Annotated in this window: 15 protein-coding genes; 9 read left to right on the top strand and 6 right to left on the bottom strand. The window is 70.5% G+C overall.

Features of this window, described 5'->3' with window-relative positions; genetic code table 11:
• Positions 1-11: 11 nt before the first annotated feature.
• A complete protein-coding gene (locus tag ACWGI6_RS20830) occupies positions 12-911 on the top strand; it encodes an aldo/keto reductase (RefSeq protein WP_453268896.1) in 900 nt (299 codons plus the stop codon).
• 81 nt (positions 912-992) lie between these two features.
• Here ACWGI6_RS20830 and gcvH read toward each other — a convergent pair whose 3' ends face one another.
• Both gcvH and ACWGI6_RS20820 read right to left on the bottom strand, forming a co-directional pair.
• The gene (gene gcvH / locus ACWGI6_RS20825; protein ID WP_453268895.1) at positions 993-1385 is read right to left on the bottom strand and encodes a glycine cleavage system protein GcvH; all 393 of its coding nucleotides are present in this window, start codon (positions 1383-1385) and stop codon (positions 993-995) included.
• A gap of 88 nt (positions 1386-1473) precedes the next feature.
• On the bottom strand, positions 1474-2448 hold the full coding sequence (locus ACWGI6_RS20820; protein ID WP_453268894.1) for an Lrp/AsnC family transcriptional regulator: 975 nt from the start codon (positions 2446-2448) through the stop codon (positions 1474-1476).
• Between the two features lie 318 nt (positions 2449-2766).
• On the opposite strand from ACWGI6_RS20820, the gene ACWGI6_RS20815 reads away from it, so the two are divergent.
• Together ACWGI6_RS20815 and ACWGI6_RS20810 are read left to right on the top strand one after the other, a co-directional pair.
• Positions 2767-3672, top strand: coding sequence for an MBL fold metallo-hydrolase (locus tag ACWGI6_RS20815; protein ID WP_453268893.1), 906 nt, complete (start codon positions 2767-2769; stop codon positions 3670-3672).
• On the top strand, positions 3669-5267 hold the full coding sequence (locus ACWGI6_RS20810) for a carboxylesterase/lipase family protein (RefSeq protein ID WP_453268892.1): 1599 nt from the start codon (positions 3669-3671) through the stop codon (positions 5265-5267). Before ACWGI6_RS20815 ends, ACWGI6_RS20810 begins: the two co-directional genes overlap by 4 nt.
• Positions 5268-5484: 217 nt before the next feature.
• Here the strand turns inward: ACWGI6_RS20810 and ACWGI6_RS20805 are convergent, their stop codons facing one another.
• Positions 5485-6324: an SDR family NAD(P)-dependent oxidoreductase gene (locus ACWGI6_RS20805; RefSeq protein ID WP_453268891.1), complete on the bottom strand. Its 840-nt coding sequence runs from the start codon at positions 6322-6324 to the stop codon at positions 5485-5487.
• Between the two features lie 85 nt (positions 6325-6409).
• Between ACWGI6_RS20805 and ACWGI6_RS20800 the strand changes: the two genes are divergently transcribed.
• From ACWGI6_RS20800 to ACWGI6_RS20790, 3 genes are all read left to right on the top strand, one after another.
• Positions 6410-7264, top strand: a complete 855-nt coding sequence (locus tag ACWGI6_RS20800) for a helix-turn-helix transcriptional regulator (RefSeq protein ID WP_453268890.1) — start codon at positions 6410-6412, stop codon at positions 7262-7264.
• Between the two features lie 571 nt (positions 7265-7835).
• On the top strand, positions 7836-8132 hold the full coding sequence (locus ACWGI6_RS20795) for a hypothetical protein (protein ID WP_453268889.1): 297 nt from the start codon (positions 7836-7838) through the stop codon (positions 8130-8132).
• Between the two features lie 149 nt (positions 8133-8281).
• Positions 8282-8440 carry a hypothetical protein gene (locus tag ACWGI6_RS20790; RefSeq protein WP_453268888.1) on the top strand — a complete coding sequence of 53 codons (159 nt, stop codon included), beginning with the start codon at positions 8282-8284 and terminating at the stop codon, positions 8438-8440.
• A gap of 41 nt (positions 8441-8481) precedes the next feature.
• On the opposite strand, the gene ACWGI6_RS20785 is transcribed toward ACWGI6_RS20790, so the two are convergent.
• On the bottom strand, positions 8482-9384 hold the full coding sequence (locus tag ACWGI6_RS20785) for a serine hydrolase (RefSeq protein ID WP_453268887.1): 903 nt from the start codon (positions 9382-9384) through the stop codon (positions 8482-8484).
• Complete coding sequence (locus ACWGI6_RS20780) at positions 9381-10310, bottom strand: LysR family transcriptional regulator (protein WP_453268886.1); 930 nt, start codon at positions 10308-10310, stop codon at positions 9381-9383. Before ACWGI6_RS20780 ends, ACWGI6_RS20785 begins: the two co-directional genes overlap by 4 nt.
• Before the next feature lie 142 nt (positions 10311-10452).
• Between ACWGI6_RS20780 and bla the strand changes: the two genes are divergently transcribed.
• The gene (gene bla, locus ACWGI6_RS20775; protein ID WP_453268885.1) at positions 10453-11379 is read left to right on the top strand and encodes a class A beta-lactamase; all 927 of its coding nucleotides are present in this window, start codon (positions 10453-10455) and stop codon (positions 11377-11379) included.
• Between the two features lie 141 nt (positions 11380-11520).
• Here the strand turns inward: bla and ACWGI6_RS20770 are convergent, their stop codons facing one another.
• Positions 11521-12219 carry a methyltransferase family protein gene (locus tag ACWGI6_RS20770; RefSeq protein ID WP_453268884.1) on the bottom strand — a complete coding sequence of 233 codons (699 nt, stop codon included), beginning with the start codon at positions 12217-12219 and terminating at the stop codon, positions 11521-11523.
• A gap of 443 nt (positions 12220-12662) precedes the next feature.
• On the opposite strand from ACWGI6_RS20770, the gene ACWGI6_RS20765 reads away from it, so the two are divergent.
• Both ACWGI6_RS20765 and ACWGI6_RS20760 read left to right on the top strand, forming a co-directional pair.
• The gene (locus ACWGI6_RS20765; protein WP_453268883.1) at positions 12663-14075 is read left to right on the top strand and encodes an amino acid permease; all 1413 of its coding nucleotides are present in this window, start codon (positions 12663-12665) and stop codon (positions 14073-14075) included.
• Between the two features lie 852 nt (positions 14076-14927).
• A partial coding sequence (locus ACWGI6_RS20760; protein WP_453268882.1) for a hypothetical protein occupies positions 14928-15414 on the top strand: 487 nt, incomplete at its 3' end.

Raw genomic sequence — 15414 nt, 5'->3', positions numbered from 1 at the left:
TGAGGGAAGTCATGACGTCGGACACCATCTGCGCAGGGGCCGGGGGTACCTGGCTGCTCGGAGACCTCACGGTCAACCGGATCGGCCTCGGCGCCATGCGCCTGACCGGCAGCGCCGCCTTCCAGGACGGCACACCCAGCAACCGCGGTCGGGTGACCGACCTACTGCGCCGCGCGGTCGAACTCGGCGTCAATCACCTCGACACCGCCGCGTTCTACTTCTCCCGGCTGCGCTCCGCCAACGAGCTGATCAACTCGGCGCTGGCCCCGTACCCCGACGACCTGGTCATCGCCACCAAAGTCGGCCCCGCACGGGACGCGTCCGGCGAGTGGACCGCGCCGGCCCGACCCGACCAACTGCGCGGCCAGGTCGAGGAGAACCTGCGCCAGCTCGGCCGAGACCACCTCGATGTGGTCAACCTGCGCATCATGGGCCAGGACTCGGTCAGCGAGCACTTCGGGGTCCTCGCCGAGCTGCGCCACGCCGGCCTCATCCGCCACCTCGGCATCTCCAACGCCCGCCCCGCCCATCTGGCCGAAGCCCTGGCGATCGCACCGGTGGTGTGCGTCCAGAACCGCTATGGCCTGGACGCGCGCGGCGGCGAACAGATGCTCCGGGAATGCGCAGCACACGGCATCGCGTTCGTGCCCTACTTTTCCCTCGCCGGCGACGGGCGGGAGGCAGGAGCCGTGCGCACCGAACACGAACAGACCCTCCGGGTCGCCCGTGCGCACGACGTATCACCGGCACAGGTACGCCTGGCATGGACCCTGCACCAGGGCAAGCACGTACTGGCCATTCCAGGGACGGGCAACCCGGACCACCTCATCGACAATCTGGCGGCAGGCGCACTGCAACTGGCACCGGAAGAGCTCGGGCTCCTCGATGCGGTCGGCGCCACCGCAGACTGAGGCCGACCACCGGCAGCGCCCTTGAGCAGGTCCAGGAACGGCGGCGCGCCGCGTGGCGACGCACCGCCCAGCGGGCAGCGGCTACGCCGCCTCTTCCTTGATGTAGTCCTCGTACTCGGCGGCGGTCAGCAGGCCGTCGAGCTCCTTCGGGTCGGACATCGTGATCACCATCAGCCAGCCGTCCCCGTACGGGTCGGTGTTGACATTCTCCGGCTCGTCGTTCAGCGCCTCGTTCCGCTTGGTGATCTTGCCGCTCACCGGCATATAGACCTCGGTCACGGCTTTGACCGACTCGATGCTCCCGAACGGCTCGCTCGCCGTGAGGTCATCGTCACCGCTGGGAAGCTCCACGTAGACGATGTCACCGAGCTGCCGCTGCGCGAAGTCCGTGATGCCCGTGGTCACCTTCTTCCCCTCGACCCGGACCCACTCATGATCCTTGGTGTACTTGAGGTCCTGCACCACGTTCGTCACGTCGTCTCCTCTATGTCGTGGCTGCCAACCCTGATCAGGAGGTGCGTACTGAAGAGGTCGGACGGACGTTCAGGTACCGCACCGGGGCTCAGGGGCGGGCCGTCCAGTACCGCTTGAACACCTCCAGCTGGAGGGAGCACTCCAGGGAGGTGACTTCCTCGCTGCCCTCGAAACCGCCGGTGAGGAAGTCGGCGAGGTGCTCCTCGTCGCGAAAGACGCCGCCGTAGGTGAAGACCGAAGCGGCCGCCGTGAGCGCGAGGAATCGCGTCGCGGGGTGGTCCGCGAGGGAGGCGGCGAGGCGCTTCACGGCTCCCGGGCGGCAGCCGATGCTCAGCACCGCCTCGACCGCGTAGCCGATGTCCCGTGGATCGACCTCGACACGGGGACGCAACAGGCCGGAGTCGAGCAAGGCGGCGACGGTGCGGCGGGCGCGGGACTCGGTGATGCCGAGGGTGCGGGCAAGGGCGGAGAACGGCATCCGGGCGTCGTTGCGCAGTACGGCGACGGTGTCGCGTTCCAGGCCGCTCAGCGGGGTGTCACGCGGGTGGGCGGCAGGCCGGCTGGTGTTCTGCCCTGCGAGCGCGGCGATCTGACCGGACGTCAGGCGAGGGAGGCGCCAGGCCGACGTACTGGTGAGCCGGCGCAGCATCCACTCGGTGCGCAGGGTGCGGATTCCCGGCACCGCGGGCAGTTCGGTGGTGAGGGCGCGGGTCGTGTCGGCCCGGGTGGGGCCGTGCAGCATGCAGAAGACGTCTGCGGCTCCGGACGCGAGCGACACGAACGGGGTGTCGGCGCGCGCGGCGAGGGCTCGCGCCACCTCGGGTGCCCGCCCGGGTTCGGTGCCGATCCACACGGTGGCGGGCAGGCCCTCGGCCAGCAGCGACCACTCGATTTCGCAGATCACCCGCATCGCCCCGTCGTCAACGAGGCGTGCATAGCGGCGGGCGACGGTGCGGGCCGAGCTGTCGAGGACGCGGGCCAGCACGTCGAAGGACGCCCGGGGAGCTGTCTGCAATGCGGCGATCAAGTCGAGATCGATGTCGTCGATCACGGTGTCCTCCATGGCTCCTGGCGCCTCGCCTTCCGTAGCTCGCGTCGGCTGTCGACCCTAGCCGAGTGCCTGCCGGAATCGGGCATCAGGAGGGGCCTAACGCGGGGATACGGCATCGGCAGCACGGTCTGCGCCCGATCGCGACACCTTGACGCCTGGATCCAGCATGCCGCGTGTTAGGGTGCAGGAATTCGGCGCACACAGCAGGATGCGTGCATGAAAACGGCACGCACATCGCATCCGCAGCTATCGCGTCCGCAGCCATCGCGCCTGCGGCAAGCGTGGCGGCTGCGTCCCGCATCTGCCACCACCCGCCCGTGAGGAGAACTCATGAATTCGCTCGCCCTTGGAGACGTCTCGGTACTACGGACGGTGGAGTACGAGGGCACGACCCGGCTGCCGGAGGAGATGTTCGGCGACATCCCGGGCGAGGTCTGGGAGGCCAACCGGCACTGGCTCGCTCCCGATTTCTGGGACGTGCGGACGGGACTGCTGAGGTCCTGCGTGCAGACCTGGGTGCTGCGCAGCGCCGGCCGGACGATCCTCATCGACACCGGGGTGGGCGACGCCAAGGAACGTCCCAGCATGCCGGCCTTCCACCAGCTGAACACGGGATACCTCGCGCGCCTCGCGGCCGCCGGGGTGAAGCCGGAGGATGTCGACGTCGTGGTCAACACGCACCTCCATGCCGACCACGTCGGCTGGAACACCCGCCGGGTGGACGGGGAATGGGTGCCGACCTTCCCGAATGCCCAGTACCTCTTCCCGCGTGCCGACCACGACTTCTGGAATCCGGCCAACCACCACCCCCGCCGTATGGAAGCAGCCAACCGCAACGTCTTCGAGGACAGCGTCGAGCCGGTCGTCCGCGCCGGCCTGGCGACACTGTGGGAGGAGTCGTTCGTGATCGACGAGAACCTGACCCTGGCCCCGGCGCCCGGCCACACCCCGGGCTCCTGTGTCGTGGTCCTCTCCTCCGGCCAGGACCGTGCCGTCTTCGTGGGAGACCTGCTGCACAATCCTGTGCAGGTGGTGGAGCCCCACTGCAACAGCTGCTTCTGCGAGGACCCCGCGGGCGCACGCGACTCGCGCCACCGGGTCCTCGGCGAGGCGGCCGACGCGGGGCGGATCGTCTTCCCCGCCCACCTGCGCGGCGAGCGACCGGGGATGCGGGTCGAACGGTCCGGCAGCCGGTTCGCCATCCGCTCCTGGACGTCGCTGACGGCCACGGCATGACCGGCGCTCACCGCGGGGCCGGCCACCCGGACATGACCCGCCGGAGCACCACGCAGCAGCGCGACGCAGGGCCCGGTCCCGTCGTGCGCACGACCGGCGGACGGGTACGCGGCCTGCACCAGGACGGCGTGCAGGTGTTCCACGGGATCCCCTATGCCGCCGCACCCGTCGGTGCGGCCCGCTTCGCGGCGCCGGGCGCCGCCCCCACCTGGCACGGCGTCCGTGACGCCACACGGCCCGGCCCCACCGCGCCGGCCCCGGTCCGCCAGGGATTCGGCGGCATGGACCTCAGCCCGGTCACCGGCCCGCCACCGATACCGGGCGGCGCATACCTCAGCGTCACCGTGACCACGCCGGACCCGGGCGCGGGCGGACTGCCCGTGCTGGTCTTCGTGCACGGCGGCGGCTTCCTCTCCGGCACCGGCCAGGCAGCCCTCTACGACGGAGGACCGTTCGCACGCAACGGAGTCGTCCTCGTCACCCTCAACTACCGTCTGGGCATCCCGGGTTGGCTCACCCTGCCCGGCGCCCCGGAGAACCGGGGCCTGCTCGACGTGATCGCCGCCCTGCGCTGGGTGGCGGACAACGCCGCGGCCTTCGGCGGCGATCCGCACCGTGTGACGGTGGCGGGCCAGTCCGCCGGCGCGATGATCGTGGCCGCCCTCCTGACCGCTCCCCCGGCCACCGGACTCTTCCGCCGGGCCATCAGCCAGAGCGGCAACGGCCTGTGCGCCGTACCGACCGGCCACAGCCTCGCGATCACCTACCAGATGTGTGCGACGCTCGGCCTGCCGCCCCGCGCCGAGGCGTTCCACGGCGTGGACGACGCCCGTCTGGCCGCCGCCCTGCAAGAACTCCCGCCCACCGGTCCCGCACTCTCCGGCCACCTCGATCCGTCACTGGGCAACAGCCCCCTCAAACCGGTGATCGACGGCGTCCTGCTGGAACAACAGCCCGCACTCGCCCTCCGCACAGCAGGCCAAGACGGCACGGGCCCGGTGACGGCACGAGAGCTCCTGATCGGCACCAACGCGGACGAAGCCGCTCTCTACACCGTCCCCGGCGGCGCGGTCAGCTCGATGACCACCCGCACACTGGCCGCCACCGCGGCACGGCGCTCCGCCCGGCCGGAGGCCCTGCTGGCCCACTACCGCACCCGGCTCCCCGATGCCGGGCCGGGCGAGTTGGCGACCCGCCTGATGACCGATCTGTACCTCGCCGGCAGCCGGGCACTCGCGGACGCCCACAGCACGCTCCCGGGCACCCGGACCTTCGCCTACCACTTCACCTGGCGGTCCACCGCCTTCGACGGCCGGCTCGGCGCCTGCCACTGCGTCGAGCTGCCCTTCGTCTTCGATCGCACGGACCTCCCCGCGCTGCACGGCAAACACAACCTCCTCGGCCCCGACCTGCCGGACCGTGGCGTCGCGGACCTCGCGTCCCGCACACACGCCGCCTGGGTCGCCTTCGCCACCCACGGCGACCCCGGCTGGCAGCCCTACGACACCGGCCAGCAGGCCACCATGCACATCGACCACACCTGGCGCCTGCACCACGGCACCCCCACCTCGGCCACCACAGGAGAACCGGCATGATCCAGACCTCCCGCACACCGCACGGCCGCCTCCGGCCTCGCCACAGGGAACGCGGACGCACCGCCGGCGGCACCGGCATTCCCACCCTCCGCACGCAGGGGCCCCGTTGTTCCGGCGTGGTCGAGCGGGGCTCCCCCACCCGCCGCCCGGCCGCGCCGGAGGCGAGCTCCCTCCGGGTCGGGACGTCCTTCTGCGCCGCGTCGCGCCCCGTCCCGGATCAGGCGCGCATGCCGCCGTCCACCCGGAGGACCGTGCCGGTCACGTAGGAGGAGCGATCGCTGAGGAGCCAGGCAGCGGCCTGGGCGATTTCGTCCGGGTCGGCGGCGCGACGCAGCGGGGTCTGCGCGTTGAGCCGCTCGACGATGCCGGGAGAGCTCTCGTTCCACCGGCGCACCATCTCGGTGAGGGTGGTGCCGGGCGCGATGGCATTGACCCGGATGCCCTCCGGGCCGTAGGTGACGGCGGCTGACGCGGTGAGGCTGTTGACCGCCCGCTTCATCGCGCCGTACGCGGGCAGCTCGGGGTTGCCCATCAGGCTGCCGACGCTGGAGGTGTTGACGATGGCGCCCCTCCCGGCGGTGGCGCGGATGGCCGCGACCTCGGCGCTCATCGCCAGCCAGGGGCCCTTGAGGTTGACGGCGTAGACGTGGTCGAAGTCGGCCTCCCGCACCTGGTCCATCGGGCCCGGTGGCACGATCGTCGCGCCGTTGTTGAAGGCGGCGTCCAGTCGGCCGTACAGGTCCACGGCCCGGTCGACGGCGGCGCGGACGCCTGCCGGGTCGGCCAGGTCGCACACCACGTGGTCCGCGATGCCGCCCGCCGCCCGGATCTCCTCGGCCACCGCCTTCAGCTGTGCCTCCGTCCGGGCCGCGAGCAGCACCCGGGCGCCCTCCCGGGCGAACAGCCGAGCCGCCGCGGCGCCGATCCCGCGCCCGGCACCGGTGACGAAGGCGACCTTGCCGGCCAGCAGCCCCACGGCCGCGCCGGCCTCGGCGTCCGCCGTGGCGACAGCCGGTGCGGAGGGTGCGGAAGTCTGAGTGGTGGGTGTGTTGTCCATGCGGTCAGCCTGTGTCCGGCCGCACCGCCCATCCAGGCACCGGCGGTACCTGGATGGGAGCGGTGGCGCCGCGCACACTGGCGGTGTGGACAGACGAGAACTGGCGGCCTTCCTGCGCAGCAGACGTGAGCGGATCACCCCCGCCGACGTGGGGCTGCCCGCCGGGCCGCGCCGCCGCACCCCGGGGCTGCGCCGCGAGGAGGCGGCCCAGCTGGCGTTCATCTCGACCGAGTACTACACGCGGCTGGAACAGGCCCGTGCCCCGCGCCCGTCCCGCCAGGTGCTGGCCGGCCTCGCCCGCGCACTGCGTCTGTCGGACGCCGAGCGCGACCACCTCCACCACCTCGCCGGCGCCCCGCCCGGCCCGCCCGCGACCGGCCCCTCACGCGAGGTACGGCAGAGCATCATCGATCTGCTCCACCGGCTGCCGCAGGCCGCGGCGATCGTGATGTCCGCGACGTTCGAGGTGATCGCCTGGAACGATCTGGCGGCCGCCCTCATGGAGGATTTCTCCGCCCTGTCGCGCCCCGACCGCAACCTTGTCCGTCGTGTCTTCCTCGGGCCGCACCCGGAGGGACGACGGCTGTACGGCCTCTCGGACGCGGGCGCGTTCGCCCGGACCGCTGCCCAGCGCCTGCGCGCCGTCGCCGCCCGCTACCCCGACGATCCCGAGGTGGCCGGGCTGGTGGACGAACTCCTCGCCGGCAGCGACGAGTTCGCCCGGCTATGGGCCTCCCACGACGTGTGCGCCGAGCCCACCCTGTGCAAGACCCTCCAGCACCCCGTCGTCGGCCCCGTCACCGTCAACTGCGACGTACTGGACATCGCCGACCGGGACCAGCGACTCGTCATCTACACCGCTACCCCCGGCTCACCGGACGAGGAAGCGCTGCGACTGCTGTCCGTCGTGGGCACGCAGCGCATGGATGTGCCCGGCTGAGCCTCGCGGACCGGTCCACGGGCACCGGCATGGTGGCTCTGCTCCCGCGCCTGCGCGGGCAGGACCGGTTGCGGCGGGACTCGCAGACGGTGTCGGCACGTACTCGGTCCGGGCGCTCGCGGGGTCTGCGCGACCGACCCGGCAGCTCTTCCCGCAGGCCCCCTTTTCGCCGTGGGCCCTGGACGAGGACGACGGCGAACAGCGCGAAGGCGTGCACGATGACGCCCGCGCGGACGTAGTGGAACCGGTCCCACCGCCCCACCTGCTGCTTCCAGTCCGCGGACTGCTGCTTCCAGTCCGCGGACGTGCTGACCCGGCCAAACACCAGGCCGCCGTGCCCGCCACTCTCACCCGGCGCCGCCCCTCACGCTCGCGTTTTGGGCTGCCTCAGGGGAGGTATAGGCTGCGGACAAGAGGTACAAATGCGGCATATTCGACATGCCTGGAGGGCGGCCATGCTCAGTGGCCTGCCTAGTAGGGGCAGCACCCGAACCTCTCGTTCTCGCCTGCTGTGGGGACATCTCACCGGGTGCGGGCCGCCAGATTCCTAGAGCTAAGAAGGTGTGGACCTATGTCCACCAATCGTTTGAAGCGAGCCATCGCTGTGACCGCGGGAGGTCTCCTGCTCGCCGGTGGTGCCGCCGTCGCCACCGCCGGAACGGTTTCCGCTACCCCGACGCATGCGCCGTCCAGCTACTCCAGCCACAACGGCGGCCATGACTGGGGCGACCATGACGGCTTCAACCGTGGTGGCCACGGCGACTACTTCGGCTTCGACCATGGCGGTTACTACGGCTATGGCGACTTCGGCTACGGCGACTTCGGCTATGGCGACTTCGGCTACGGCGGATACGGCGGCGGCTACTGACCATCGCTTCCTGACCGTCCAAGCATGCAGGTGCCCTGGAGCTCGCCTCCCGGGCACCACGCCGCTTGCACCTCTCCCTCGCCACGAGGGCCCGTGCCACCGACGTGAAAGAACAGCGACGTCACAGCGCCCATCCTGCTCATCCGATCGTGCCCGGCGAGGCCGAGCGCGTCGCGCAACTGCTGCGCGGCATGCGCGAAGTGGTCGGGCTGACCTGGGACCTCGGCGTCCCGGCACCGCCGCCAGGCGCGATACGCGCCGACGTCCGCCTCGGCCTCCTCCAACTCGCTTGCAGCATCATCTGCTGACGACGCCTTGGAACCTCATTCTGAAACGATCAGTCAGGACCCTAAAGCTGCCGCAGGTAATCGCGGAGTGTGCGGGCGACCTGTGCCATGACGGCATCGGCATCGGGTTGGGTGCCGGCAGGTACGAGTGACTCGGTGAGGACGGCGATAGCGAAGGCCTGGCCGTCGGAGTGCTCGACGACACCGATTTCGTGCCGGAGGTTGAGGAGGGTGCCGGTCTTGGACGACCAGGTGGAGGCGTCGGAGCTGAAGTCCGGGGCGAGTCGGTGCCGCAGCAGGTTGTCGGCCATGAGGCTGCGCACGCGCCCGGCCACCTCCGGGTGGATCGCCGACGGTGTCCACAGGGCCTGCAGCAGCTCGACGTACGAGCGCGCGCTGCCGGTGTTCGCGCGGGTCACGTCGAGCTGCGGCACCCGGTGTCCGCGGCCGCTGGTGCCGGCGTCTATGGCGAGAGCGTGGGCGAGGTGTACCTCTGCGGCATCGAAGCGTTCCACGGGGGTGTCGGTCAGCTCTCGGATGGTGTGCCGGACGGAGATGCCCTGGAGGCCGAGTTCTCGGAGGATGTCGGCCACCTGAGCGGGCGGGGTGAGTGCGAACAGCGCGTCGGCGGCCGTCCCGTCGCTCACGCCGGTGCTCAGGTAGAGCAGGTCGTCGACCGCGATGTGGGCGGGATGGCGGAACCGGCTCAGCCCGGTCGGACCGGGCGAGGTGAGGCGCCCGGGTTCCACCGTGAGCATCGTCGATCCGTTGATCTCGCCCCGCCGGATGCGCTCCACGGTCGCCAGTGCCAGTGGGACCTTCACCAGGGAAGCGGCGGGCAGTTGGGTGTCCGGCTCGATGCCCAGCTCCTCTCCCGTATGCAGGTCACGTACGAGAAGGCAACCGTGCAGGCCGCCGTCGCACAGTCGTTGGCGCATCTCGCGAAGCAGTGCCTCCGTGCTCACGTCAGCACCGCACTCTCCGTGCCCACGCCCTCGTCGGCGCCGAGGCAGCGGGCGATGTCCTCGCCCAGACGCGCGCGGATGTGGTCCGGGTTGCCGGCCGCGGCTGCGGCAAGGACGAACCCCCGGGTGAGGGTGATCTCGCCGATGGGGCGCCAGCACAGTGCGAGTTCCTCGGCCTGTGCGGGTGAGCACAGCAGCACATCGCGCGAGCACAACGCCTCTGCCGCAGCGGTCGTGTGGTCGGCCGCGACAGCGAGCTGGGCGGGCCGCAGGCCAACGGCGTCACGCAGCCGCGTCAGCGGGTCACGGATGTGCGGCACATCGTCCTCCGGCTGGATCCAGATACGGCGGGGCCGGCCGAGTGAGGCACGCCCCATGCGAAGTGTCTCGACGTAGAGGCGCTTCACTCCGGGATCCTGCGCGCCGGCAAGTCCGAGCGGAACGGACCATGTCGCCTCGTCCCGCGGCACGGCGAGCAATGCGGCACGCACCTGCTGGGAGTGGAGGAGCTCCGTCCGCTCCGCCGGCGCCGCGGCGCGGAGATCGAGGGTGACACCGTGGCCTCGTGCATCGGCGATGAGGCGGGCGAGACTCGCCGTGGAGCAGATGTCGGGAACCGCGAGCCGCCAGGGCTTGAGCTTGGCCACCTCGGCCTCGTGGTGCAGCACATCGGCCGCGAGTACGAGCCGTCTGGCTGCCGGCAGCAGGTCCCGGCCGAATGGGGTGAGAACGGCCCGCCGCGACGTCCGTTCGAACAGTGGTTCACCGAAGCGTTCCTCAAGGGCGGCGACGCGACGGCTCGCCACTGACTGCGACATTCGCGCAGCAGCCGCTCCGACGGTGAAACTGCCGCGCTCGCTCACGCTGACGAACGCACGACACGCTCCCACCAGATCCACGGCACGCACCCTATGCCATTTCGGCATGGAAACGCCCATGAGCGCATTGGACTGCATAGACGCTGGAACGCAAGGGTGATCACGGAAGCCGGGCCACCTCCCGCAGGGGCCGGCCACGACCCCTACCTCCGTACGCGCCGCGTGCCGGGGAGTCCCTGGAGGCATTGACATGCAATACACCCGAGCCCGGCGCCTCGTTCTTGCGGCGCTTGCCGCACTCGGCCTCGTACCGCTCGCAGCCTGCGGCCACGGCGGCGCCCCGGTCTCTTCGTCTCCGTCCACGGAAGCGGCCCGCTCCGGTGCGCAACCGAAGTCTTCCGCCCGCGCATTCAAGGAACTTGAGCGCAAGTTCGATGCGCGGCTCGGCGTCTACGCCGTCAATACCGGCACCGGGCGCGAGGTCACCTACCACGACGGTCAACGCTTCGCCTATGCCTCCACCTTCAAGGCCCTGGCAGCCGGTGCCGTGCTGCGAAAGTACTCACTGCACGGAATGGACAAGGTGATCAAATACTCCCGCGGCGATCTGGTCTCCTACTCCCCCGTGACCGAAAAGCACGTCGGCACCGGCATGAGCCTGCGCGAGCTGTGTGACGCCGCCCTCCGCTACAGCGACAACACCGCGGCCAATCTGCTGTTCGACGCGATCGGCGGGCCCAAGGGCCTGGACGCCGTACTCGAAGAGCTGGGTGACGACGTCACACGGATGGACCGCCGCGAGCCACAGCTGAACCAGTGGTCACCGCGCGACACACGTGACACGAGCACACCCAGGGCGCTCGCCAAGGACCTTCGCACCTTCGTACTCGGCGACGTCCTCCCTCAGCGCGAACGCGCGCAGCTCGCGAAGTGGCTGCAGACCAACACCACCGGAGCGGAACTCATCAATGCCGGGATGCCCCACGACTGGGTTGTCGGCGACAAGACCGGAGCCGGCAGCACCTACGGCACTCGCAACGACATCGCCGTGGTGTGGCCACCCCACGCCGCCCCCATCGTCGTGGTGATCACGTCTAACCGCAGCAGCAAAGACGCGGACTACGACAACGCACTGATCTCGAAAGCGGCATCGGTGGTCGCAGAGACGCTGTCGTAGCTGTCGTAGCTGTCGTTGACCTCTCCACGGCTGTCCGCAGTCCCTCGTGACCCCGGTGACCCCGAGGCCCGGCCGCCTGTTTGAGGGGTGATTGCCGTGCCGGGCGGTGTGCCGGCAGCGCGCTCCTGCGGAAATCGCAGGTCAGGCGTTCTCGTTCGCCCCGGCGGCTTCCCCGGAAGGCGGCTTCGACTCCGGCCCGTCGCTGCGCGCTGTCGGCACGGCGGGGCCGCCCCGGGCGGGACGCGTCCACGGGATCAGCGCCGGGACGCGTGCACGGTAGGCGTCGTAGGAAGCACCGAACTGACCGGCCATCAGGCCGTCCTCGGTCCGGACCCGGCGTAGCAGCCAGGGGACGGCAACCACCAGGAAGGCAAGCCAGACGCCGAAGCCGCAGGCCAGCATGCCGCCGACGAGCAGGCCGAGGAGACCGGTGTAGATGGGGTGGCGGACCAGCCGGTAGGGACCGCCGGTTCGCAGCTCGTGGCGCTCGTGGACCATCGGAACGCCGGCCCACATCGTGCCCAGAACCCAGCGGGCCCACAGCAGCAAAGCGGTGGAAGCGACGGCGAGCAGGGCACCCAGCAGCGCGAGCTCAGGCTGCCAGTACTGGAAGTGGCGCCAGAGGGCCGGCGGAGCGTGCCTGACCAGCGTGAAGAACACGGAGGCGGCCACGATCAGCAGAACCCGGCGAAGCATGGTGCGACGCAGTCCACGCAGCCAGCCGCCCAGACCGGCCTGGCTCTTCACACCGAAGTAGACAGCACCCACGATCCAGGCCACGAGAAAGATCACGACACAGACGCCGGAGAGAGCAACAACTACGGAATGAAGAGAGTCCATGCCCCCACACTGCTCCGCGTGTGGAGCGGGTCACCACCACCCACGGGTTGATTCAGGGTCTCCACCCACGGGCCGAGATCGCCGTCACACCCCGGCACGTCGGTGAGGGCCGAGCCGCCGACCGGACCGATGCTCGCGCCACCGGCAACAACGAGCCCGTGCGGCAGCCGTGGTGACCGCGAAGGCGCCGAACGTCGCCGTTCTGTACGGAGGTTCGGCGCAACGAGCAGGTGGGAGGCGCCCCTCCGGTGCCCACGCGATCGCCACCCACGCGGCTGCCGGGACCGCACGCACGATCCACCACAAGGACCTCCAAAGCGTGTCCAACCCCTCACTACGAGTGAGCGAAATATCCGAATAGCGGGCGTTCGCCTCACACCCGCAACGTGCCCCCCAAACTCGTGAGGCTCACCGAACGTCTCGCTTAATGAACAGGTACGACCATGAGTCGGACAATCACCCAGTCGCCTCAGGGCTCCCCGCAGGCCGTGCCGGACTCCGCGCCCGCGTTGTCGCATGGCCTCAAGCAGCGCCATCTGTCGATGATCGCGCTCGGCGGGGTCATCGGCGCGGGGCTCTTCGTGGGCTCCGGGGTCGGCATCGCCGCGGCGGGACCGGCAATCGTCCTCCTCTTCGCGGGTACCGGCGCGCTGGTCATGCTGATCATGCGGATGCTCGGCGAGATGTCCGCGGCCCGGCCCTCCACCGGCTCCTTCTCGGTGCATGCCGAGGAGGAACTCGGCTCCTGGGCCGGGGCCACCTCGGGCTGGATGTACTGGCTGATGCTCTGCGCCGGCGTGGCCGCCGAGGCCACCGCGGCAGGCGCCATCATGCACACCTGGGTGTCGTTCATCCCTGCCTACGGCTGGGTGGCGATCTTCATGGTGTTCTTCTGCGTCAGCAATCTGACCGCGGTCAAGAACTTCGGCGAGTTCGAGTTCTGGTTCGCCGCCGTCAAGGTCACCATGATTGTCGCCTTTCTGGTGCTGGGCGTGCTCGGCATTCTCGGGGTGTTCGGCAGCGCACCGGGCACAAGCCATCTCACCGGCCACGGCGGCTTCTTCCCGACCGGCGCCGCCGGACTCGCCGCCGGGCTGCTGACCACCATTTCGGGGTTCGCCGGGCTGGAGACCGTCACCATCGCGGCGGCGGAGTCCGACCGGCCGAGCCGGAACGTGGCCCGTGCCGTCCGTACTGCCGTCTGGCGCATCGCCGTTTTCTACCTCGGCTCCATGGCCGTGGTCGTCACCCTGGTGCCGTGGAACGACCCGAAGGTCGCCGCGGACGGCCCGTACGTCACCGTGCTCGCCAGGTTCGGCATCCCGGGAGCCGGCACGATCATGCAGATCGTGGTGCTGGTGGCGCTGCTCTCCGCCATGAACGCGAACATCTACGGCTCATCGCGCATGGCGTACTCCCTCGTCAACCGGGGCCAGGGCCCGCGTTTCCTGAGCAGGGTCACCCGAGGCGTACCGGCGGCGGCGGTGCTGGCGTCCTGTGTGTTCGGCTTCGCGGCCGTGATCGCCGGGATCGTCTGGCCGACCACCGTGTTCGCATGGCTGCTGAACATCGCGGGCTGCTCGGTGCTGGTCGTCTGGTCCGTCGTCTGCCTCACCCAGCTGAAGATGCGCCGTCGCCTGGAGCGCGAGGCACCCGAGCTGCTTTCGGTGCGGATGTGGGGCTTCCCCTATCTCACCTGGCTGGCGTTCGCCGCCATCCTCGGCGTCTTCGCCGTCATGGCCGCCACCGCGGACGGCCGTCATCAGCTCGTCGCCACGGCCGTCGTGGCAGCGGCCCTGGCGGCCGCAGGCCATTTCGCGCAGCGCCGCAACCGACGGGCCGCCGTCACCGGCTGAGTTCGTCGTTTCACCGCGTGGTCCGCGGCGAGAGCCACGGCCCTCGGTCGGGCGGTCGCCATAGGGGGAAGCGGACCGGCCAGGAGGGCCGGCGGGCCGTACCTGTAGCGGCCGGTCCGGGCAGCAGCCGGTCCAGCGCGATCAGCCACAGCACAGACCGGTCCCGCAAGGGCTTGCCGCGCAGCGGAAGGATGCTCTCGCCGCGCCCCGGCGGGACCCCCCCCGCCGGGGTGCCGTGTAGGCCACAGCGGCAGCCAGGCGTCACAGCGCGGACAGCGGTGCCGGCGCAGTCCGCCCCCGGCTCGCCTACCAGCAGTGCGTCCTCGGCCCGCACCCGGGCGGCATCGGTGCCGACCAGATGCTCGGATTCTTCCCGAGGCCCCCTATTGAAGGCGCCTGACCTGGGATGATGCCGGTCGGTGACCCTGCGTACGAGCCGCTCGCCGCTCGCCCGGCTTGCGGTCGTACCTCCCGCCCCCTCACGCCGGGCTCCTGCTCCTGCTCCTGCTCCTGCTCCTGCTCCTGACCAGCGGAACGCACGTCACGACCGCGCCGGCGCCGAGCCGGTCGCTCCGCTCCACCCGATCCGTGGCCGACGTGGACGTGTGCAAAGGTCCTCCGAGCACCCCAGGTACGGGTGCCGAGTTCATGAAGGTCCGCACCGGCCCGGACGAACGCGGACCGGTTCGACGAGCGCTGAAGCAGCCCGCCGGAGCGGATCGGCCGCACGACAGGTCCGCTCCCCACGCCCCGCACTGGGCTGCGTCACGCGAGAGTCACGCCGGATCAACGCCTCGGTCATGCCGGAGCCTCCAGGCTGAGGGGGACCCACGGCCCTCTAGAGGAGGCATCATGACTAACATCCGGAAGCGCATTCCCCACGTGATCGGCGCGTCTGTCCTGGCCGTGACGCTCACCGGAACAGTAGGTGCGATCACCGCCATGGGCGCTGATACAGCGCCCACGAAGGCTGCGACACAAACGTCGAGCCAGGCGCCTGACGTGCGCTGCTTGTCGTTCCACTTCGACAAGCAGACCGGAAAGCTCGTCAAATTCCCGCCGAACTGCACGCTGCGCCGCCTGGGCGGTGGAACCACCGGAGCCACCACCACCGGCGCCACCATCGGCGGACGCACCGGTGGTTCCACAACCGGTGCCACCACAACTGGCGCGACCACCACCACGACCGGCGCCAGCAGCACGACCGGCGCCACCACCACCGGCGCCACCACCACCACGACCGGCGCCAGCAGCACGACCGGCGCCACCACCACCGGCGCCACCACTGGCGGAGGCGGCGGCACCACCGGCGCCACGAGCACCGGCGCCACCACTGGCG

Source organism: Streptomyces sp. NPDC054786, assembly GCF_053611685.1.
The sequence above is the reverse complement of the archived record's forward strand: the minus strand, read 5'-3'. Positions and strand labels throughout refer to the sequence as shown.